This is a genomic window from Chromobacterium sp. Rain0013, from assembly GCF_015291765.1.
GTDB lineage: Bacteria > Pseudomonadota > Gammaproteobacteria > Burkholderiales > Chromobacteriaceae > Chromobacterium > Chromobacterium haemolyticum.
The window spans coordinates 4,264,798-4,284,332 of the sequence record NZ_CP031514.1 but is presented as its reverse complement, the minus strand read 5'-3'; the positions used below and the strand labels follow the sequence as shown (position 1 = coordinate 4,284,332).

The following is a 19,535-nucleotide window of genomic DNA, read 5'->3' as shown; positions in this document are numbered from 1 at the left end:
ATCGGCTCTGGGCGGAAAATAGCCGGCCGGCAAGCCCGGATGGGTGAGGCAATGGCAAAACGGCGCGTGCCCTCGGGAGGGGAGACGCGCCGCGTGTTTGGCGGTTAGCGCTGGGCTTAGTGATTCATCGCCGGGTAGTCGGTATAACCGCGCGCGTCGCCGCCGTAGAAGGTGGCCGGGTCCGGCGGGTTCAGCGGCGCGCCGCTTTGCAGGCGCTCGGCCAGATCCGGATTGGCGATATAGCTGCGGCCGAAGGCGGCGGCGTCGATATAGCCTTGGCGGATCAGGGTTTCGGCCTTCTCGGCGGTATAGGCGCCGGCGCCTATGATCACCCCCGGGTAGCGTTGGCGCAGCGCCTGGCGGAAGCCCTCGTCCAGCACCGGGCCGCCGGCCCAGTCCGGCTCGGAAATGTGCAGGAAGGCCAATTTGCGTTTGGCCAGCTCTTCGGCCAGGTAGAGCGCCATGTCCAGTTGGTCGGTGTTGCTGATGCCGTTGAAGATGCCCAGCGGCGAGATGCGGATGCCCACGTGATCGGCGTCCCATTCCGACACCACCGCGTCCACAACCTCCAGCAGGAAGCGCGCGCGGTTTTCCACGCTGCCGCCGTATTCGTCGGTGCGGACATTGGCCTGGGGCGACAGGAACTGGTCCAGCAGATAGCCGTGGGCGCCGTGGATCTCCACCAGGTCGAAACCGGCGCGGCGCGCGTTGTCGGTGGCGCGGCGGTAGTCTTCCAGGATGTCGGCCAGTTCGGAGACTTCCAGCGCGCGCGGGGTGTCGCATTGTTCGCGCACCAGGCTGCCGTCGGCGGCGCGGATATTGGTGCGGCTGTCGGCCTGGATCGCCGACGGCGCCACCGGCGCTTCGCCGTCCGGTTGCAGCGAGCGATGCGAGATGCGGCCGGTGTGCCACAGCTGCAGCGCGATCAGACCGCCCTTGGCGTGCACCGCGGCGTTGACCTTGGTCCAGGCCGCCACTTGCGCTTCGCTGTAGATGCCTGGCGCGCCGGCGTAGCCCTTGGCGGTGGGGGAGATGTGGGTGCCTTCGGCCACGATCAGGCCGGCGCCGGCGCGTTGGGCGTAATAGGTTTCCGCCAGCGCGGTGGGCACGTCGCCCGGCTCGGTGTTGCGCAGCCGGGTCAGCGGCGCCATCGCCACTCGGTTTTTAAGGGTCACGGCGCCTACGCGCAGCGGGGTGAACAGTTTGTCGGCTTGCATTGCGGTTTCCTTGGCTCTAAGCGGGAGAAAATGGGGCGGCCGCGATCACTGATCGAAGCCGAAACCCTGTTTGCGCGCCACCGGCGCGACCTGCGGGAAATACACGTTGCGGTAGTACTGCGCGGTGTTGGCGGACCAGGGCTGGCCGTCTGCGCGCTGAATGCTCTTCCAGTAATCCATGATGGCGGCGTCGTACTGCGCGATCATTGCAGGCAGTTCCGCCGCTTGGTAGCGTTCACGATGCACGAAGCTGGCGCGCGGCAGCCGCGGCTTGATCGCGCTGTCCTGATCGGCGTAGCCCAGCACCACACCCACCAGCGGAAAGGTCAGTTCCGGCAGTTCCAGCAGCTCCACCATGGCCTGCGGATCGCGGCGGATGCCGCCGATGGGCACCACGCTGAGGCCGGCGGAGCGGGCCGCGGTCATGATGTTGCCCAGCGCGATGCCGGCGTCCACCGCGCCGACGGCGAAGGCTTCCACGCTATTGTGTATCACTTGCTCGGAACCGGCTTTTTCCACGCCGATCCGGGTTTTGTAGAAGTCGGGAACAATGGCGACAAAGACCGGCGCTTGGGCGATCCACGGCTGACCGCCGGCGATCTCGGCGATTTTCCGGCGGCGTTCAGCATCCTGAACCACCACCAGCGTCACTTGCTGGCCGTTGATGGAGGTGGGGCCTTTCCAGGCGGCGTCCAGCACTGCATCCAACACCTCGGCGGGAATGGGCTTGTCTTGGTAGCTGCGCACGCTGCGGTGCTCTTGCATCAGTTCCAGTGTTTGATTCATGCTTTAGGCTCCTTGAAGTAGACCAGTCGTCTAGTTGTAATTTCAAAATAACCCGCTCCGGGGAGCGGGGAGTGAGCGGCCTTGCCTTGGCGGGTTCTGAAGGCTAAGGCGCGCGCAGAATCTGTTGCGTGTGCGCCATAGCCGCCAGCAGCGGCGCGCGCGAATGTTGGGTTTTGAACAGCAAAGCGCTGCCCACCCACAGGCTATACAGCGCGCTGGCGGTTTCGTCCGGCAGCAGGTCCGCGTCCAGCGACCCTTCCTGTTGGCCGCGGCGGATGCAAGCGGCCAGATTGCGCACCACAAAGCCCATGCCCTCGGCCAGCGCTTCGCGCATCGGCTCGGACAAGTCGGACACCTCGGCCGCCAGCTTCACCGCCAGACAACAGCGTTGCGGCTCGTCGCAGCGATGGGTTTCCAGCCAGCCGTCGAAATAATGCAATAGGCAATCGCGGGCGCTGCCGGCGTCCTTGGACAGAAAGCTAACCAGTTTGCCGTCGTATTTCTCAAAATAACGGCGCAGCAGTTCCACGCCATAGCCTTCCTTGCTGCGGAAGTAATGGTAGAACGAACCCTTGGGCACGCCGGCCGCGCCGAGGATTTCCGCCAGGCCCACGGCGGAGAAGCTCTTGCCTAGAATGATGGCTTCGCCGGTGGCCAGCAGGTGTTCGCGAGTATCAGAAAACTGGTTGGGACGTGACATGGATTGAATTCTACTAGACCGGTCGTCTAGTTTCAAGAAATTTATCCACCTTTGCGGGAGACATCGTGCCCGCGATGCGCGGGCGGGCGGCTTGCGGGCTTGAATGCAATCTCCTTAGAACCTGTTCACGATCTGCTGCGCGTCGTGAAGCGTTGCACGGTGAGTACAAGCTCAAAATGCTCATGTACCACGCGTACATTCCGCTTTTCGCTCGTTTTCGCCTTGTCTCGCTCTTGCTCGCGAGATCGTGAACAGGCTCTATAGTATTTTATTGTTAATAATAAGAATCAATTGCAATTAAGATGCTGAATCTTACGTCAGCGCCGATGCGATAGGGAGCCGTTATGAAGTCAATTTGGAAGCTGCTGGGCATTGTGCTGCTGAGCGGCTGCGCCGCCTTGCCTCAGGAGACCGATCCGCCTGGCCGCATCGTGGACTTGCGCAGCGGCGAAGCCTTGCAGCCGGCGCAATTGTTGCAGCGCCTGGCTCCGGCGCCGCGTTTGTTGGTGGGGGAAAAGCACGACAATCCCGAGCACCACCGCATCGAGCGCTGGCTGGCGGCGGAACTGGCGGCGCGCCGGCCGCAAGGCAGCGTGCTGCTGGAAATGCTGACGCCGTCGCAACAAGCCAAGGTGGAACAGACTCAGGCGGCGCTGCGCGCTGGCAAGCCATTGTCCGGCAAGGCGTTGGCGCAGGCGGTGGATTGGCAGCCGGGTTGGCCGTGGCCCTTGTACGGCAAGCTGGCCGAGCATGCGTTGAGCGCGCCTTATCCCTTGCTGGCAGCCAATCTGGACAAGAGCGAGATGCGGACGGTATACCGCAGCCAAGCGCAATTGTCGGGGCGGGCGTCCACGCGGCCCGAGGTGCGCGTCAAACTGAGCGAACTGATCCGCGAGGAGCACGGTGGACAGCTCACGGCCGAGCACCTGGCCTCGATGCTGGCGGTGCAGCAGGCGCGCGACCGGCGCATGGCCGAGAGGCTGTTGGCCGCGCCGGCGCCGGCTTTGCTGATTGCCGGCGCCTACCATGCCGCCGCCGACATCGGCGTGCCGCTGCATGTGCGCGACTTGCAGCCGCAAGCGCCGCTGCGGGTGTTGATCCTGGCGGAAGAGGGCATGAAGCTGGATGCGGGGCAGGCCGATTATGTCTGGTTTGTCGCGCCAGTCCGGCGCTGAGAGCCTGTTCAAAGTCTGCTGCGCCTCGTGAGACTCGACACGGTGAGTACCGCTTCGAAATGCTCATATCCCGTATGACCATTCCGCTTTCTCAATGGTTTTCGCTTTGTCTTGCTCGCGAGATCGTAAACACCTTCTGAGAGGCTTGATTCAATCATTGATGAGCTTGTGAGCGCGCGCGGCTGATGGATCAGGGCCGCCATTCATTCTGATATCCAATCCCACCGATGGCCACTGGACGCGTGCCATCCTCGTCGATTCTTAACCGCCGGCTACGGACCGCAACCGCGAGATCTTCAAGAAGGGCGCTTGCAAATCCGCCAGGGAGCCGGCGGGCTGAGCGATCGGGCCCTCGGACGTTTGCGTCGCGCCGGGCCGGCCACTATGATAGCCGCGGGAGCCCCGCGCGCTGCCCTCGTTTCCGCGGTAGGCGAAGCCTGCTGCGGGTTTGATTCCTCCTCTTGTCTTGAAGCCATGTCCGACGCCGCCGCCACCTCCTTTCCTCCATCTGATGCTTCCGCCGCCACGCGCGCGCTGGAGCCGGCCATCGCCCCACATTTGCAATTGCTGACGCATAGCGCCGGCGAGGAGGTGAGCCAGACCCACGCCGGGCTCGGCCTGCTGCTGCTGTGGTTGAGCGACGACGTGCTGGGCGCGGTGAACGCGGATTTGCGGTCCTTGGATGTGACCGAAAGCAAGCTGAACGTGTTGATGCTGTTTTCGCTGCAAGAGCGGGGTTGGTGGCGGAACGGGCCGCTCACCCCGTCGGCGATTGCCGACTATCTAGGGGTGACCCGCTCCACTGTCACCGGCCAGTTGGATTGGCTGGAACGACGCGGCCTGCTGCAAAGACAATTGCGAGACGAAGACCGCCGCAGCCTGGAGCTGAGCCTGACCGAGGCCGGCCGGGAACTGCTGCGGCAAGCGCTGCCGGGTTTCTGGCGCGCTTGCCAGCGCCTGACCGAGGCGCTGGACGAGAGCGAATGCGCGGCGCTTTGGTCCTTGCTCGCCAAGGTGTGGAGTAGATTGAAAGCGGACTGAACCCGTTTTTCAGCGCGGCGCGCTGGGCTGTGAACCCGCCGCCGCCAGCGCGTCGGCGCGGGCGCGGTCGCTGGCTTTGCAGCGGCAATGGCCGATCTGATGCAGTTCTATCAAGTGGCCAGCGGGGTCGCGCAGGAATAATTGCGTCAGTTCCGGCGCGGCGACGTTGGCCTGTTTCCAGTGAGCGATGCCTTGCCGCAGCAGTTCCGCCTCCGCTTGGACGATGTCCCTTACCGCCAGCGCCACGTGATTGTCTACTGGGTCCTGATCCGCGCCCTGCGCATACGGGGATGCGCCGTCGTTGCCTAGCAGATGAATCTGGCAGTCGTTGCCCAGGTCCAGGAAAAATCCGGGCACTCCGGGGATGTGCCAGCGGCCGCCGTCGGCATCCAGGCCCAGCACGTCGCGGTAAAACGCGCCCATGGCCTCAACCAGGTTCAGCGGCATGCGCAAGCCTTGATGGTGCAATTCCAATACTTCGATAGCCATAGTTCGATTCCTTAAAGGGATGAGGTGAGGCGGCCGCCTGTCGTCATATAGTACGTTATGCAAACTATACGTCAAGCGTAATTTTTGGGAGAGCTGAATTGGTCAGTCGAGCCAGCAAGCCGCGCGCCAGCGGCTATATTGGCCTCATGCGAGTGGGGTAGGTTTTCATGCGGACTGTTTTAAATAATAAATTTAAATAGAAAAAAAAATTTGCTATCTAATTGGGTGGAATTTAGTATTCGTTTAATAACTTATAACTTGATGTTGATAGAGACCATGACGGGTCAAGCATGACGCGAAATCTATTCACCAGCCTGACCGCTGGTTTGTTGTTGGCCGGCGCTGCGGTGGGCGCGGAGACGCCGGTCTGGAAACAGCCGGAGTACGCGGCGGCCATCGTCCAGGCTAGGGCGGGGCAGACCGCGCCGGCGCTGGCGATGCTGGAGCGGGAGCGCGCGCGCGGACCGCTGGCTGCGCCTTTGCTGGACGATTATTTGACCCTGCTGTGCTGGAGCGGGCGCGGCGCGGAGGCTCTGCGGGTGCTGCCTGGCCACGAAGCCGACATGTCGGCGGACACGCTGGCACGGCTGGCGCGTGTTGCGCGCGACCAACGCGATGCCGCGGAGGCCGAACGGTTGTACCGTTTGTTGTTGGCGCGTCAGCCGGCGGCGGGCTACCGCGCCGGGCTGGCGATGGCCCAATCCGAGGCCGGACACGGCGCGGCGGCGCTGGCCACTCTGGACGCCGCGCCGGCCGGCTCGTCGGCCGACGAACTGGAGTTGACCCGAGCGCGTGCATACGTCTTGCTGCAAAGCGGGGACCTGACCCGGGCGCTGGACTATCTGATCCGCGCGCGGGCGCGCTTTCCCGGAGACCCGGAGCTGGAGCGCAGTTATCTGGGCTGCTTGCTCCGTTTGGGCGCGCCGTGGCAGGCAGGTCAGGCGTCCATCGCGGATCCCCGGCTGGCCTTGCAGGTTGATTTTGACCGCGCGGCGACTTTGAGCCGTTGGGGACGCATCCAGGAAAGCCAGGACAGCGGACCTGGCCGGCACGCGCAAACCGACGCGGCGCTGAAGCTTAATCAGGACATCACGGCGCGGCCTGAAGCCGCGCGGCCGCCGTTCGCCGCGCTGGCGGCGGACGACCGCGTGCAAATGTTGCAGCAGCGCGGCTTGTCGGCGCAGGCCATCGCCCTGGACCGGCAGCGGGCCGGCCAGGCGTGGTCGCCGTATGCCCGAGCGGCCTTGGCCGACGCTTATCTCAACCAGCGCCAGCCGCTGCGCGCAGAGGAGCTGTACCGCTCGGCGCTGCGCGACGCGCCGCAGGCGGACGAGGCGCTGGATTGGCGCATCGGCCTGGTTTACGCCTTGTTGGAGTCCGGCCAGCACGCCGCCTGCCGCCGGGAGCTGGCCGCGTTGCAAGCCGCCGCTCCCCGGCTGAAAACCGACCGCGCCAGCGGCCGGCGCGTGTTCAATCCGGCGTTCCAGCGCGTGGCCTTGCTGGACGCGATGGTGACCGCCTACCAAGAGGACACCCGCGGGGGCTGGAAGAAGATGGAGGCTTTGCTGGACGAAGCGTCATTTAATCCCGAATTGCGACAGAACCAGGGCAGCCTGGCTCTGATGCGCGGCTGGCCGCGGCTGGCGCGAGGCGTATTCACTCGGCTGAGCGTGGACGAACCGGACCAGCCGGAAGCGGCGGCAACCGGCTTGGCCGGCGCCGCGCTGGACTTGCAGGAGCTGGACGAGGCGGACCGCCAGCTGCTGAGGCTGAACGAGCTGGATGTGGACAACGCCGGCGTGCGCCAGCTGAGGGAACGGGCCCGGCTGGAACGGAGGCCGGAGCTGGTGCTGGAGGGGAAGAAGGATTTGAGCGGCGGCCAGGGCGCGGGCGAACAAAACGCCTGGGAAAGCTCGGCGCGGCTGTATTCCTCGCCGTTCGGCCACTGGCGCTTGTTTGGTCTGCACCAGTTGCAACGCGCCAGCTATGTGAACGAGACGGCCTCGGCCCGTTACGAGGCGCTGGGCATGGGCGCGGAATGGCGCGGCGAACAAGGGCGCGGCGAATTCGGCCTTACCGGCCAGATAGACGGCGGGCGGCGCGGCGGCGCTTTCGCCGGCTACGACTGGACGCCGGACGACTATTGGACGCTGGGCGCTCGCTTCGAGCTGAACAGCGCCGAAGCGCCGTTGAAAGGCCGCTTGGACGATGTGCGCGGCAACCGGTCCCAACTGAGCCTGCAATACCGAGCCGACGACTATCGCAGCTACGCCTTGCAAGCCGAAGCGCTGTCCTTGTCCGACGGCAATCTGCGCCGCGCGGTGTCGGCCAACTGGGACCAGCGCTGGGTCAGCGGCCCGCGCTACAAGCTCAACACCATTCTGACGCTGGCGGCCAGCGCCAACGACGCGGTGCCGTCCGCCCGCTACTTCAACCCGCGCGCCGATGGCGAGGCTTCGGTGACGGCGATGCAGGAATGGAAGCTGTGGGGCGAATACGAAACCACCTGGCATCAGCGCCTGGGCTTGACGCTGGGCAGCTATACCCAGCGCGATTTCGGCGCCGGCGGCGTATGGGGTCTGCTGCTGGAACAAGAGTGGCGCTGGGGCAGCCGCGGCAGCCTGCGCTACGGCTTCACCCGAGTGCGTCATCCCTATGACGGCAAGGCTGAAACCGGCAACAAGGTTTATCTCAATCTGGATTGGCGCTTCTGATGAAAATGAAACAATGGCTGGCGGCCCTGATGACGGCCTGCCTGTTGTGGAGCGGCTGGGCGCAAGCGGCGGCCGGGCGGTTGGTGATCCTGTGCTACCACGAGGTGGACAAGACCGACAGCGGCGCGTCGGACCCATTCGCGGTGGACGCCCGCGCGCTGGTGAAACAGATGGAATGGATGCGGGGCCAGGGCTACAGCTTTGTCAGCTTGCAGCAGGTGCTGGATGACCGCGCCGGCGGCAAGCCCTTGCCGGACAAGGCGGTGCTGCTGACTTTCGACGACGGCTATCGCAGCGTGTACACCAATGTCTATCCGGTGCTGAAGCTGTTCCAGGCGCCGGCCGTGATTGCGCTGGTGGGCAGTTGGCTGGAAGCGCCCGAGGGTAGCCAAGTCAGCTATGGCGACGGCATGGCGGGGCGGAGCAAATTCCTGAGCTGGGAGCAAATCCGCGAAATGCGGGCCAGCGGCCTGGTGGAAGTGGCCAGCCACAGCTATGCCTCTCACCTGGGCGTGCTGGCCAATCCCCAGGGCAATCTTGAGCCGGCCTTGACTGCCCGCGCCTACCGCGCTGGCGGTTATGAAAGCGAATCGGCTTATCTGGCGCGCATCCAGGACGATTTGCGCCGCAACAGCGCGCTGCTCAAGGCGCGGCTGGGCGTTGCGCCCAGAGCGATGGTGTGGCCTTACGGCAGCTATTCGCCGCAGGCGGCGAAGGTGGCGGCGAAGGAGGGCATGCCGGTGACCATGGGGCTGGGCGCGGGCATCAACGACCGGGATACACCGCTGTCCTCGCTGCGCCGGGTGCTGCTGGACGCCAATATGGACCTGGCCGATCTGGCTTATCAATTCAAGCAGCTGAACGGCTGGCCGGACGGCATCCGGCCCGAACCCAGCCGCATCATGCACGTGGACCTGGACTATATCTATGATCCCGACCCCAAGCGGCAGGACGAAAACCTGGGCCGGCTGCTGGACCGGGTCAAGGCGATGGGCGTGAGCACCGTCTACCTGCAGGCTTTCGCCGATCCCGACGGCGACGGCGTGGCGCAGGCGCTGTATTTCCCCAACCGCCATCTGCCGATGCGCGCGGACCTCTTCAACCGCGCCGCCTGGCAATTGCAGACCCGGGCCAACGTCAGGGTCTACGCCTGGATGCCGCTTTTGGGCTTCGTACTGCCGGCGGGCCATCCGCTGGCAGGCGAGCGGGTGCTGGCGGAGCAGGCCGGAGGCGCTCAGGCCAAGACACAGGGCTATGCGCGGTTGACTCCGTATTCCCCGCCGGTGCGCCAGCTGATTCGCGAGATTTACGAAGACCTGGCGCGCAGCTCCCGCTTTGGCGGCCTGTTGTTCCATGACGATGCCACTCTGTCCGATTTCGAAGACGCCGGCCAGGCGGCCCGTCTGGCGCGGCAAGGGCAGGGCCTGGCTGCCGGTGTGGCCGAAGTGCGCGCCGATCCGGAACAAATGGCGCGCTGGACGCGAGCCAAAACCGCCTTGCTGGACGACTTCAGCATGGAATTGGCGGCCGTGGTGCGCCAATACCAGCCGGACTTGCGCACCGCGCGCAATCTTTACGCCGAGGTGGTGCTCAACCCGGATTCGGAAACCTGGTTCGCTCAGTCCTTCGACAGCGCGCTGAAACGCTACGACCGGGTGGCGGTGATGGCGATGCCTTATATGGAAAACGCGGCCGATCCCAAGGCCTGGATGCGGCGCCTGTTCGACAAAGTGGCGGCCAAGCCGGGCGCGCTGGAAAAAACCGTGTTCGAGCTACAGGCGGTGGACTGGCGCAGCCGCAAGCCTATCCCCACCGCGGAGCTGGCCGCCACGGTGCGAGAACTCAACACTCTGGGGGCGCGGCATATCGCCTACTACCCGGACGACTTGTTCCACGATCAACCCAGGCTGAAAGCGTTCAGGCGGGTATTTTCGATGACGGCGCATCCGGAAGAATAAAGGCCTCCGGCGGGGGCCAAGCGCCTGCTACAAGGCGCGCCGCGGCTGGAGGCGGGCCCCGCCCATGAGGCGGTGGAACCATTAGGCGATTGATGATTCATCGCATCAAGGGGCGAGGAGACGTGTTGTGGACCTGGCATTGATATTGCTGCTGGCATATGCCTTTTTTTATCCGTTGTTCATGGCGTATTTGTGGATGGTGGGGGCGGTGCATTACTACCTCCACTACGAAAGAAAAGATCCGCCGCTGAACCAGCCGCCAGTGCTGGATTATCCGCCCCTGAGCGTGGTGGTGCCTTGCTACAACGAGGAAGACAACGTGCGCGAGACTTTGGCTTACGCGCTGGCGCTGGACTATCCGGACTTCGAAGTGATCGCGGTCAACGACGGCAGCCGGGACGCCACCGGAGCCATCCTGGACGAATTGGCCGCCGCGCATCCAAGGCTGCGCGTAGTGCACCAGGCCACCAATCAGGGCAAGGCGGTGGGGCTCAACACCGCGCTGGCGCTGGCACGCCACGAATACCTGCTGTGCATAGACGGCGACGCGCTGCTGGACCCGTACGCGGGCAAATGGCTGATGCGCCATTTCCTGACCTCGCCTCGCGTGGGCGCGGTCACCGGCAATCCCCGCATCCGCAACCGCACCACCTTGCTGGGGCGGCTGCAAGTGGGGGAGTTCACCGCCATCATTGGCTTGATCAAGCGCGCGCAGCGCACTTACGGCAGATTGTTCACCGTGTCCGGCGTGATCACCGCCTTTCGCAAGACCGCGGTTTACCAGGCGGGTTACTGGAGCGAGGACATGCTGACCGAGGATATCGACATCAGCTGGAAACTCCAGCTCAAGCACTGGAACGTGCGCTTCGAACCGCGCGCGCTGGTGTGGATATTGATGCCGGAAACCCTGCGCGGGCTGTGGAAGCAGCGGCTGCGCTGGGCCAAGGGCGGCACGCAGGCGCTGATGCGCAACGCCTGGGTGTTGCGCACCTGGCGGCACCGCCATATGTGGCCGGTATACTCCGAATACTTCCTCAGCGTGGTGTGGTCCTACACCATGGCCGGGATCATCGCGTACTGGCTGCTGAGCCTGGTGTTGGGCGACTGGCTGCCCCAGATCGGCACGCCGCTGATCCCGCGCTGGCACGGCATGGTGCTGGGCGGCACTTGCATGTTGCAGTTCATGATCAGCAAGATGATGGATAGCCAGTACGACGCCAAACTGGGCAAGAACTACTATTGGATGGTGTGGTATCCGCTGGTCTACTGGCTGCTGAACGTCTGCACCACGATCGTGGCTTTCCCGCAGGCCGTGTTTCGCAAAAAGGGCAAGCGCGCCCGCTGGGTCAGCCCGGACCGGGGAGTGAGGGCATGAGCCGGCTGGGAGACGGCCTGATTATCCAGGCCTCGCACAATATGAGCGCCTTGCAGCGGCTGCTGTCCTGGCTGATGACCCTGGTGTGCTGGCTGGCGTGGCTTTATCTGTGGCTGCCGGCCCTGGCCTATGTCGGCTACCTGATCTGGGGCCGGGACGTATTGCCGGCGGCGCTCCGCGCGGAGGACGCTCCGGAACATCTGGACAAGCTGCGCGACTACGGCTTAGAGATCGCGCTGATTGGCTTATGCCTGCTACTTTGGTCGCGCATCAATTACTGGCGCTTCACCGGCAAGCAGAAACGCAGCCCGATCCCCAACGTCGCTTTGGAGAAATTGGCGGAAGACCTGGGCTTGCCGCCGGACGAGCTGCGCGAGGGCCAGGCCGCCAAAGTGGCGGTGGTCCACCATTGCGACGAGGGCGGCATCGCCCGTATCGAAACCGTGACGCGGTTGCCGCCGCCCGCTTGAATCGCCCGCCGCCGAACAAAGGCAGCCGCAAGCAAGGCCAGCGACACGGCCCAGGCGGCCGCGTCGGCGCACAGCGTGCTATAGGCGAAGTGCTGCGACTCCACTTCCTCCTCCATCCCAATCTGGCCGACAGCCCGTGGTAGAGCAGGGCGAAGGACGCGGCCAGGTCCAGCAGCGACAAGCTGGCGCCGCCGGGCTTCGACCCGGCTTAGACCCGCTAAGAACGTGTTTACGATCTCGCGAGCTAAGGCGGGACAAGACGAAAACGGCTGAGAAAGCGGAGTGTACACACGGTACATGAGCATTTCGAAGCCGTACTCACCCGCTCCACGACGCACAGCGGATCGTAAACAGGTTCTAACAAGACCCTTGATCCTGCGTTGCGCCTCCTTGGCGTGCTACGGGTACTGGGCTCAGGTTCTCTGCGAGGTTTTTGTTCGCGGCTCTTAATCGCCCAGATAGCGCCGGCGCAACAGCCGCAGCCGGCCATCCGCGACAACGCGGTTCAAGGCTTTCTGCAAACGCAGGACGCGCTGCGGCGGCGTGTCCGGATTGAGCGCGAACCAGTATTGCCCCCCGCCGTCCAGCAAATAAGCCGGCGCGGCCGTGCGCGGCGGCAGCTTCAGCTTGTCCAGATGCCAGCGCATTGCCCAATCCAGCATCGCCACCAGATCGACGCGGTCCAGCAGCAGCTTGTTCAGATTGGCCGCGTCGTCCTGGCCGGCGTCCAGCCCTTCGCGCCGTGGGTCTAGCGCCGCCAGCCGGTTGAAGGCGGCGGAGCCGGCCAGCGCGCCCACCCGGTAGCGCCGCGCGTCGGCCGCGCTGCCCAGGCGGATATCGCGGCGGGCGGACAGCCGGTACAGGAAGACGCGGCGCGGGCCTATCGGCCCCACCCATTGGAACTGTGTTTCCCGCTCCGGCGTGCGCACCATGGCGAACAACAGCGCGTCCGGCGTCTTCCGCACCGTGGCGTATGCGCGCAGCCAGGGCTGAACTTCAATTTCCAGGCTGAGCCCGGCCTCCGCCGCGACCAGGCGCAAGGCCTCCGCGGCATAGCCCTTGACCCGGCCGTTTTCCACATAGCTGAGCGGCGGTAAATCCTCGGTATAGGCGTTGATGTCGGCCGCCGCGGCGGACAGCGCCCAGCATACGCCAAGCGCCGCCAGCAGCGGGCGGATGAGAGTCCCCGGTATGACCATTTTTTGTCCGTTATGCGTGATGGTTCACTGCATGGCAGTTTGCCAGACAAAAGCCCCTGTTTGATGACAAATGGGCGATTTTAGTGCGGGCCAGCGCGACGCCTAATTGTGCTTGCCGTTCCGGATTGTCGGACTCGACGGCCAGCCGGGCCTGGCGAGCCATTTTCAAGGCAAGGTGGTGTTCGCGGGACAATTCCTGCAAGGCGGGGTGTCGCCTCATGATGTGGTTTCTTTCCGGAGTCTATCCCCCGGGGGGCGGCCGCGTCGCAAGCTGCTTAACAGCAGGACGACGAAAAACAGCAGGGTCAGCGCATTGAGCAGGCCTGCCGCGCGCCGCCAGCCGAAAGCGCCGTCCAGCATGCTGTACAGCCGCAGAAGCAAGGACAGGTGCAGGGCCGCCAGCGGCGCGTAGAACAGCGGGCGGTAAGGCAGCTTCAGCCGTGTCAGCGCGGGGATGATGATGGGCGCGTGGCCGAATACCATGGAAAACACAAAGCCCAGGCCCACCGCGTGCAAGGCCGCGTCTCGCCAAGGGTGGCCGGGCAGCAGCGCGCCGGCCAGGCCCAAGGCGCCGGCTACCGCCAGCCAGCCGTAGCCGCAGAGCAGGGCGACGGCGATGTAGCGGGTCAGCCCGCGCTGGCGCGCGTTGCGCCGGGCGATGTCGTGTCGCAGCAACCAGACGGCTAGCGCCAACAAGGCCGCCGCGTACAATCTCAGACCGGCGTCCGGCTGCCATAGGGACAGCGCCGCGCCGCCGCCCAGCGCCAAGGCCGCTAGCGCGAAGCCGCGCCGGGCCGAGGGCGCAAGCGGCAGTAAGCGGGTCAGCTCCAGCCGTTCGCCGGCAATGGTCAGAATCAGGAAGGCCAGCCACCAGGGGATGGCCGCTTGCAAATCGCTGCCCAGCAGCCAGGCGAGGTTGCCGATCAGCCAGCACAGCGCGGCGGCGGCCAGGGTCAGAGTGAAAGCGGCGGCCTGACGCCTCAGCACCTGGACACCTCCGGCCAGCAAGACAACCGCGGCCAGCGTCTGCAGCAACTGCGCCGTCAGCGGCGGCAGGCCGGTGATCAGGCTCAGGCCGGACAGTCCCGCGGCCGCCGGCGCAAGCAAGGCCCACCGGCGGTTCAAGGCCACTGCCCGCTCCAGGCTGATTACCCCGCCGAAAAACGCGCCTATCATCAGCGCGCCGTGCCAACCGGCCAGCGCAGCGGTCGCGGCGGGGACTGCCCAGCCCAGGCGCGCCAGGCCGGCCAGCGCGCCGCAGAACAGGGACAGCGCGGCCAGGCCCAGCCAGGGCTGCCGGGCGCTCATGCCCGCCAGCCGAAATGACGGCGGCTGTCCTCGCTCATCCTTTCCGGCGACCAGGCCGGCTCCCAAACCAGGTTGACATGGATGCGACGCTGCGGCGGCAGACCGTGAGTGAGCGCGAATTCCACTTCATCCATGATCATTTCGCCCATGGGGCAGGCGGGCGAGGTCATGGTCATCTCGATCAACAAATGTTCGGCTTGCGGGTCGATGCGATAGACCAGGCCAAGGTCGATGATGTTGACGCCGATTTCCGGGTCTATGACCTGGCGCAGCAAGTTGCGCGCCAAGTCCACTTCCTGTTGCTGTTCGGTTGAGAGCGGGTCCGGCATGGTGGTCGCCTTTTAAGGTATATATTTTTTACACCTTATGAATGCTACGCTGGCGGCGGCGGACGGGCAATAGGCCGTTCAGCCTAAATCGCGGCGGCGCACCTGCTTCCAATCCAGGCCGAAGCGCGCCAGATATTTGCGCAGCCGGTCCGCGTCGTTGGGCTGGCTTTTGAGCTGACGCGAGGCGGCGAACAGCCGGCGGCCGGCCTCGGACAGCGAGGCGGCGTCGCGGCAGACGCGCAGCACGCCTTCCAATTGCATGCGGTCGAACAGGTCTAGCCGCGTCAGACGCTCCGGGTCCAGCGCCGCCAGGGCCTCGTCCGACGCTTGCTCTTGCCAACCGTGGCGCAGCCGCGCGATTTCCTCGTTGACGCCTTCCTCGTCAATGCGGCCGGCGTCGGCCAGCGTGGCCATCCGCGTGACCGAGGCGGACAGTTCGCGGAAATTGCCTTGCCAGCGCGCTTGCGGAGACGCGGCGAAGGCGAGGTAGGCGCGGCGCGCCTCGGCGTTGAAGCGGGCGCGTTGGCCATGTTGCTCGGCGTGGCGCGCCAGTTCGAACTCCAGATTGGGTTCGATGTCCTCGCGGCGTTCGGCCAGGCCGGGCAAGTCGAAGCTCCATAGATTGATGCGCGCGTACAAATCCTCGCGGAAACGGCCGGCGCGCACCCATTGGCGCAAGTCCCGCACCGTGCCGCAAATCAACTGGAAATTGCTGTGCACCTCGCAATCGCTGCCAAAGGGGAAGAAGCGCTTTTCTTCTATGGCCTTGAGCAGCATCGCCTGTTCGTCCAGTCCCAGTTCGCCTATCTCGTCCAGAAACAGCATGCCGCCATCCGCGCTGCGCAACAGACCGAAGCGTTCCGCGTGCGCGCCGGTGAAGGCGCCCTTCACATGACCGAACAGGGCAGACATCGCGCTGTCGCCGCGCAGGGTGGCGCAATTGACTTCAACAAAGCGGCCATCCAGCCGATGACGCGTTTTTTTCAGCTGGTAGAGCCGGCGCGCCAGCTGGCTCTTGCCCGCGCCGGTGGGGCCGCTGAGCAGGATGGGCGCGTCGGAGCGCACTGCCACCCGCTCGATTTGCTCGATCAGGCGGTTGAAGCGGGGGTTGCGGGTGGCGATGCCGGACTTGAGAAAGGACACGGTGTCGTCGCTCTCCTGGCGGAAACGTTGCGCGATCTGGTCGTAGCGCGACAGATCCAGGTCGATGAGGCTGACCTCGCCGGCCAGCCGCTGGCCCTGGCGCGCCGGCGAGCTTTGCAGCAGCCGCGCCGGCAGGTGACGGGATTCGGTGAGTAGAAACCAGCAAATCTGCGCCACATGGGTGCCGGTGGTGATGTGGACCAGGTAATCCTCGCGTTCGGTGTCGAAGGCGTAGCGCAAGGCGAAATCGTGCAGCGCCGCGTACATCTCCTCGAAATCCCACGGGTCTTGCAGATTCACTGCATGCAGCCGCACTTCGGTACTCGGAGACACCGCGGCGATATCCTGCGCCGTCAGCTGAGCCAGCCGAGAATGATGGTTGTCGTGCAGCAATTCCAGCCGCCGCAGCGGCATTTCGGGCTGGGCGCAAATGCCCACCGAGGGCCGCCATTTTTTCCAGCGCTCGGCGCCGTGGCCGCGCCGGTCCAGCACCGTACCCAGGAAACCAATCGCCACTCTTTCGCGCATATCTTATCTATTTGGATAATTGAATAGAATATTTTATCAAAAAAGACTTGGCTGTGTTTCTTCAAAATCCGGAGATTGGTTGCCTCGTGGAAGGTTTGTTATTGTTTAATCAATGGCTTGTTGGTTCTATTTTGAGTTGTCATCAAGCTGGCACGATTCTGGCAATAAGCGAAATGGGTGCGGAGGCGCAAGCCTGTCCGCCCTTGGGGCGAAGCGCGCCGGCAGCGCGCTAAGAACCTGTTCACGATCTGCTGCGCGTCGTGAAGCGTTGCACGGTGAGTACAAGCTCAAAATGCTCATGTACCACGAGTACATTCCGCTTTTTCGCTCGTTTTCGCCTTGTCTCGCTCTTGCTCGCGAGATCGTGAACAGGCTCTAAGACCCGTTAACAGAACCCCTGATGCTGCGTTGCGCCTCCTTGTCGTACGACTTGTACTGTAGCTTCGCAGAAACTTTGTTTTCTGCGTCGGCGCGCCTTGGCTCAGGTACGCTGCGCGGTTCTGTTAGCGGCTCTAAGAGTGGCTAACAAAACTCAGTTTTACGGCAGAGGCAAGGCGCGCCGACGCAGACAGTACATTGAGTACGGCAAGGAGGCGCAACGCAGCATCAGGGGTTTTGTTAGCCGCTCTAAAAACAGATATGCACAAAGAAAGACAAAAATATGACCGTGAATCCCTACCAAACCCTGCAAGCGCCCAATGGCGCGCCAATCAAGATGTGGACGCAAGGCGTCCCGGTGGAGGACGCCGCCCGCGAGCAACTGCTGCAAACCGCGCAGCTGCCTTTTATCTTCCGGCACCTGGCGGTGATGCCGGACGTCCATCTGGGTAAGGGCTCCACCATCGGCAGCGTGATCCCCACCGTGGGTGCCGTTATTCCTGCGGCGGTGGGCGTGGATATTGGCTGCGGAATGATGGCTGCGCGTACCACGCTGAGCGCCGCGGATTTGCCGGACCAACTGGGCGGCTTGCGCGGCGCCATCGAAGCCGCGGTGCCGCATGGCCGCAGTTCCCCCCGCTCCGGGCGCGACAAGGGCGCCTGGCAGCGGCCGCCGGCCGGCGTGGACGCCGCCTGGGCGCGGCTGCTGCCGGGCTTTGACGCCATCGCGGCCAAATATCCCAAGCTGGCGAAAACCAATAACTACCTCCACCTGGGCACGCTAGGCACTGGCAATCACTTCGTCGAAGTGTGCCTGGACGAGGCGGATCGGGTCTGGTTCATGCTGCACTCTGGTTCGCGCGGCGTGGGCAACGCCATCGGCAACCTGTTTATTGAACTGGCCCAGGCGGATATGCGCCGGCACATCGCCAACTTGCCGCACCGCGAACTGGCTTATTTCGAAGAAGGCAGCTCTCATTTCAACGACTACGTGGAAGCCGTGGGGTGGGCTCAGGACTATGCGCGTCAAAACCGTCAACTGATGATGCGCCATGTGGTGGACGCCGCGCGCGGCGTGATCGCCAAGCCCTTCGACGCCGAAGTGGAAGCGGTGAACTGCCACCACAACTACGTGCAGCGCGAGACCCACTTTGGCCGAGACGTGCTAGTGACGCGCAAGGGCGCGGTGGCCGCCCACAAGGGCCAGCTGGGCATCATCCCCGGTTCCATGGGCGCCAAGAGCTTCATCGTGCGCGGCCTGGGCAATGAGGAGGCCTTCTGTTCCTGCAGCCACGGAGCCGGCCGCGCGATGAGCCGCACCGAAGCCAAGCGCCGTTTCGATCTGGAAGACCAGCGGCGCGCTACCGCCCATGTGGAATGCCGCAAGGACGCCGACGTGATCGACGAAATCCCGATGGCTTACAAAGACATCGACGCGGTGATGGCGGCGCAGTCCAGCCTGGTGGAAGTGGTGCATACCTTGCGCCAGGTGGTCTGCGTGAAAGGATGAAGGCCCATTCCCGGCCCGGCGCGCGCGTTTTTTAACGTCCTTTGCTAGCCGTTTGGCGGGTGCGCGGCGGACATTGAACAGGTTCAAAGAGCGTGTTTGCGATCTTGCGAGCAAGGGCGAAACAAGGCGAAACCAGGGAAAAAGCGGAATGTTCAAGTGGTGTATCGGCATTTCGCGGCGGCGTTCGCTGTGTGACATCTCCCTGCGCGGAGCGGATCGGAAACAGGTTCTAAAGAAAGGCGCCAACAGGGTTGGAAGCTCTGCGGCTGCCTGGAGACAGAGACAATGCAAGATTTTTTATTTCAGCACCCGCTGGAAGACGCGATGCGCGAGCGGGTGGGGCGTGAACTGGACACGCTGGAACGACGGCATCGGGTGAGGGTGCTTTATGCCTGCGAATCCGGCAGCCGCGCCTGGGGCTTTCCGTCGCCCGACAGCGATTACGACGTGCGCTTCATCTACGTGCACGAGCCGGAATGGTATCTGCGCGTGATGCCGCAGCGCGACGTGATCGAACTGCCGATCAACGATGAGCTGGACATCAGCGGTTGGGAGCTGCGCAAAGCGCTGCGTCTGCTGCAAGGCTCCAATCCCACGCTGTGCGAATGGCTGCAATCGCCGCTGGTGTACCGGGCGGACCCGCAGGCCCTGCGCCTGCTGCGCGGGCTGGCGCCGGACTTCCGCTCGGACCTCAAGTGTCGCTGGCACTACCTGGCGATGGCGCGCAAGAACTTCAACGCTCACCTGCAGGGCGACAGTATCTGTCTGAAAAAATACCTGTACGTGCTGAGGGCTTTGCTGGCCGTGCGCTGGCTGGACGCCGGGCGAGGCATGCCGCCGACGCGCTTCGCCCAACTGGCTGCCGGGGTTGTGGACGATGCCGAGCTGGCGGTTGAGATCAACCGCCTGTTGGCGGTGAAGATCGCCTGCGGCGAGTCCATGCGCGGACCGCGCCGCCCGCGGATCCATGCTTTCATCGAACAACAACTGGCGGCGGCGGAACCCGCGCCGGCGCTGCCAACGCCTCGTGGAGACAGCGCGCGGCTGGACCAGGCGCTGTGGCGCTTGGCCAAGCCGCTAGACCATGAACGGAAGCATTTTGAAGTTGCACTCACCGAGCCGCGTTTCACGACGCGTAGCAGATCGTAAACAGGTTCTGAGCGGCTGAACGAGTACGCTTGGCAAGTGGGCGACGGCGTCAGCTATCAGGGCCTG

Annotated in this window: 17 protein-coding genes; 8 read left to right on the top strand and 9 right to left on the bottom strand. The window is 64.3% G+C overall.

Translation table 11 applies throughout. The features are described from left to right. Nucleotides 1-116 precede the first annotated feature (116 nt). The 3 genes from DXT74_RS19445 to DXT74_RS19435 all read right to left on the bottom strand — a co-directional run bounded on the left by DXT74_RS19445 (nt 117) and on the right by DXT74_RS19435 (nt 2,703). Entirely contained in the window at nt 117-1,217 is a 1,101-nt protein-coding gene (locus DXT74_RS19445) for an alkene reductase (protein ID WP_043634242.1), read from the bottom strand. A gap of 45 nt (nt 1,218-1,262) precedes the next feature. Continuing rightward, nucleotides 1,263-2,003, bottom strand: a complete 741-nt coding sequence (locus DXT74_RS19440) for an NADPH-dependent oxidoreductase (protein ID WP_043634233.1) — start codon at nt 2,001-2,003, stop codon at nt 1,263-1,265. Between the two features lie 103 nt (nt 2,004-2,106). After that, nucleotides 2,107-2,703, bottom strand: coding sequence for a TetR/AcrR family transcriptional regulator (locus DXT74_RS19435; protein ID WP_043634230.1), 597 nt, complete (start codon nt 2,701-2,703; stop codon nt 2,107-2,109). A 344-nt stretch (nt 2,704-3,047) separates the two neighbouring features. Here DXT74_RS19435 and DXT74_RS19430 point away from each other — a divergent pair, with 344 nt between their 5' ends. Further along, complete coding sequence (locus DXT74_RS19430; RefSeq protein WP_194426804.1) at nt 3,048-3,878, top strand: ChaN family lipoprotein; 831 nt, start codon at nt 3,048-3,050, stop codon at nt 3,876-3,878. A 474-nt stretch (nt 3,879-4,352) separates the two neighbouring features. Next, the gene (locus DXT74_RS19425) at nt 4,353-4,919 is read left to right on the top strand and encodes a MarR family winged helix-turn-helix transcriptional regulator (RefSeq protein ID WP_043634222.1); all 567 of its coding nucleotides are present in this window, start codon (nt 4,353-4,355) and stop codon (nt 4,917-4,919) included. A gap of 9 nt (nt 4,920-4,928) precedes the next feature. Here the strand turns inward: DXT74_RS19425 and DXT74_RS19420 are convergent, their stop codons facing one another. Then, a complete protein-coding gene (locus tag DXT74_RS19420; protein WP_194426803.1) occupies nt 4,929-5,408 on the bottom strand; it encodes a VOC family protein in 480 nt (159 codons plus the stop codon). 290 nt (nt 5,409-5,698) lie between these two features. Here DXT74_RS19420 and pgaA point away from each other — a divergent pair, with 290 nt between their 5' ends. The 4 genes from pgaA to pgaD all read left to right on the top strand — a co-directional run bounded on the left by pgaA (nt 5,699) and on the right by pgaD (nt 11,925). Next, nucleotides 5,699-8,122, top strand: a complete 2,424-nt coding sequence (pgaA, locus tag DXT74_RS19415) for a poly-beta-1,6 N-acetyl-D-glucosamine export porin PgaA (protein WP_194426802.1) — start codon at nt 5,699-5,701, stop codon at nt 8,120-8,122. Beyond that, nucleotides 8,122-10,080 carry a poly-beta-1,6-N-acetyl-D-glucosamine N-deacetylase PgaB gene (gene pgaB / locus DXT74_RS19410; RefSeq protein WP_194426801.1) on the top strand — a complete coding sequence of 653 codons (1,959 nt, stop codon included), beginning with the start codon at nt 8,122-8,124 and terminating at the stop codon, nt 10,078-10,080. Before pgaA ends, pgaB begins: the two co-directional genes overlap by 1 nt. Nucleotides 10,081-10,207: 127 nt before the next feature. After that, nucleotides 10,208-11,455: a poly-beta-1,6-N-acetyl-D-glucosamine synthase gene (pgaC, locus tag DXT74_RS19405; RefSeq protein ID WP_043634213.1), complete on the top strand. Its 1,248-nt coding sequence runs from the start codon at nt 10,208-10,210 to the stop codon at nt 11,453-11,455. Then, nucleotides 11,452-11,925: a poly-beta-1,6-N-acetyl-D-glucosamine biosynthesis protein PgaD gene (pgaD, locus tag DXT74_RS19400; protein ID WP_114155287.1), complete on the top strand. Its 474-nt coding sequence runs from the start codon at nt 11,452-11,454 to the stop codon at nt 11,923-11,925. The genes pgaC and pgaD overlap by 4 nt, the downstream gene beginning before the upstream one ends. A 446-nt stretch (nt 11,926-12,371) precedes the next feature. On the opposite strand, the gene DXT74_RS19395 is transcribed toward pgaD, so the two are convergent. The 5 genes from DXT74_RS19395 to rtcR all read right to left on the bottom strand — a co-directional run bounded on the left by DXT74_RS19395 (nt 12,372) and on the right by rtcR (nt 16,432). Beyond that, nucleotides 12,372-13,124, bottom strand: coding sequence for an ABC transporter substrate-binding protein (locus DXT74_RS19395; RefSeq protein WP_081556013.1), 753 nt, complete (start codon nt 13,122-13,124; stop codon nt 12,372-12,374). A gap of 10 nt (nt 13,125-13,134) precedes the next feature. Then, nucleotides 13,135-13,344 (bottom strand): hypothetical protein, encoded by a 210-nt coding sequence (locus DXT74_RS22730; protein WP_196783790.1) that lies wholly within the window; start codon nt 13,342-13,344, stop codon nt 13,135-13,137. Further along, the gene (locus DXT74_RS19385; protein ID WP_194426800.1) at nt 13,341-14,432 is read right to left on the bottom strand and encodes a hypothetical protein; all 1,092 of its coding nucleotides are present in this window, start codon (nt 14,430-14,432) and stop codon (nt 13,341-13,343) included. The genes DXT74_RS22730 and DXT74_RS19385 overlap by 4 nt, the downstream gene beginning before the upstream one ends. Then, nucleotides 14,429-14,761, bottom strand: coding sequence for a metal-sulfur cluster assembly factor (locus DXT74_RS19380; RefSeq protein ID WP_019102060.1), 333 nt, complete (start codon nt 14,759-14,761; stop codon nt 14,429-14,431). The genes DXT74_RS19385 and DXT74_RS19380 overlap by 4 nt, the downstream gene beginning before the upstream one ends. 78 nt (nt 14,762-14,839) lie before the next feature. After that, nucleotides 14,840-16,432: an RNA repair transcriptional activator RtcR gene (rtcR, locus tag DXT74_RS19375; RefSeq protein ID WP_194426799.1), complete on the bottom strand. Its 1,593-nt coding sequence runs from the start codon at nt 16,430-16,432 to the stop codon at nt 14,840-14,842. A 661-nt stretch (nt 16,433-17,093) separates the two neighbouring features. On the opposite strand from rtcR, the gene DXT74_RS19370 reads away from it, so the two are divergent. Then, nucleotides 17,094-18,320, top strand: coding sequence for an RtcB family protein (locus DXT74_RS19370; protein WP_194426798.1), 1,227 nt, complete (start codon nt 17,094-17,096; stop codon nt 18,318-18,320). A gap of 285 nt (nt 18,321-18,605) precedes the next feature. Beyond that, complete coding sequence (locus DXT74_RS19365; RefSeq protein WP_194426797.1) at nt 18,606-19,469, top strand: nucleotidyltransferase domain-containing protein; 864 nt, start codon at nt 18,606-18,608, stop codon at nt 19,467-19,469. Nucleotides 19,470-19,535 lie beyond the last annotated feature (66 nt).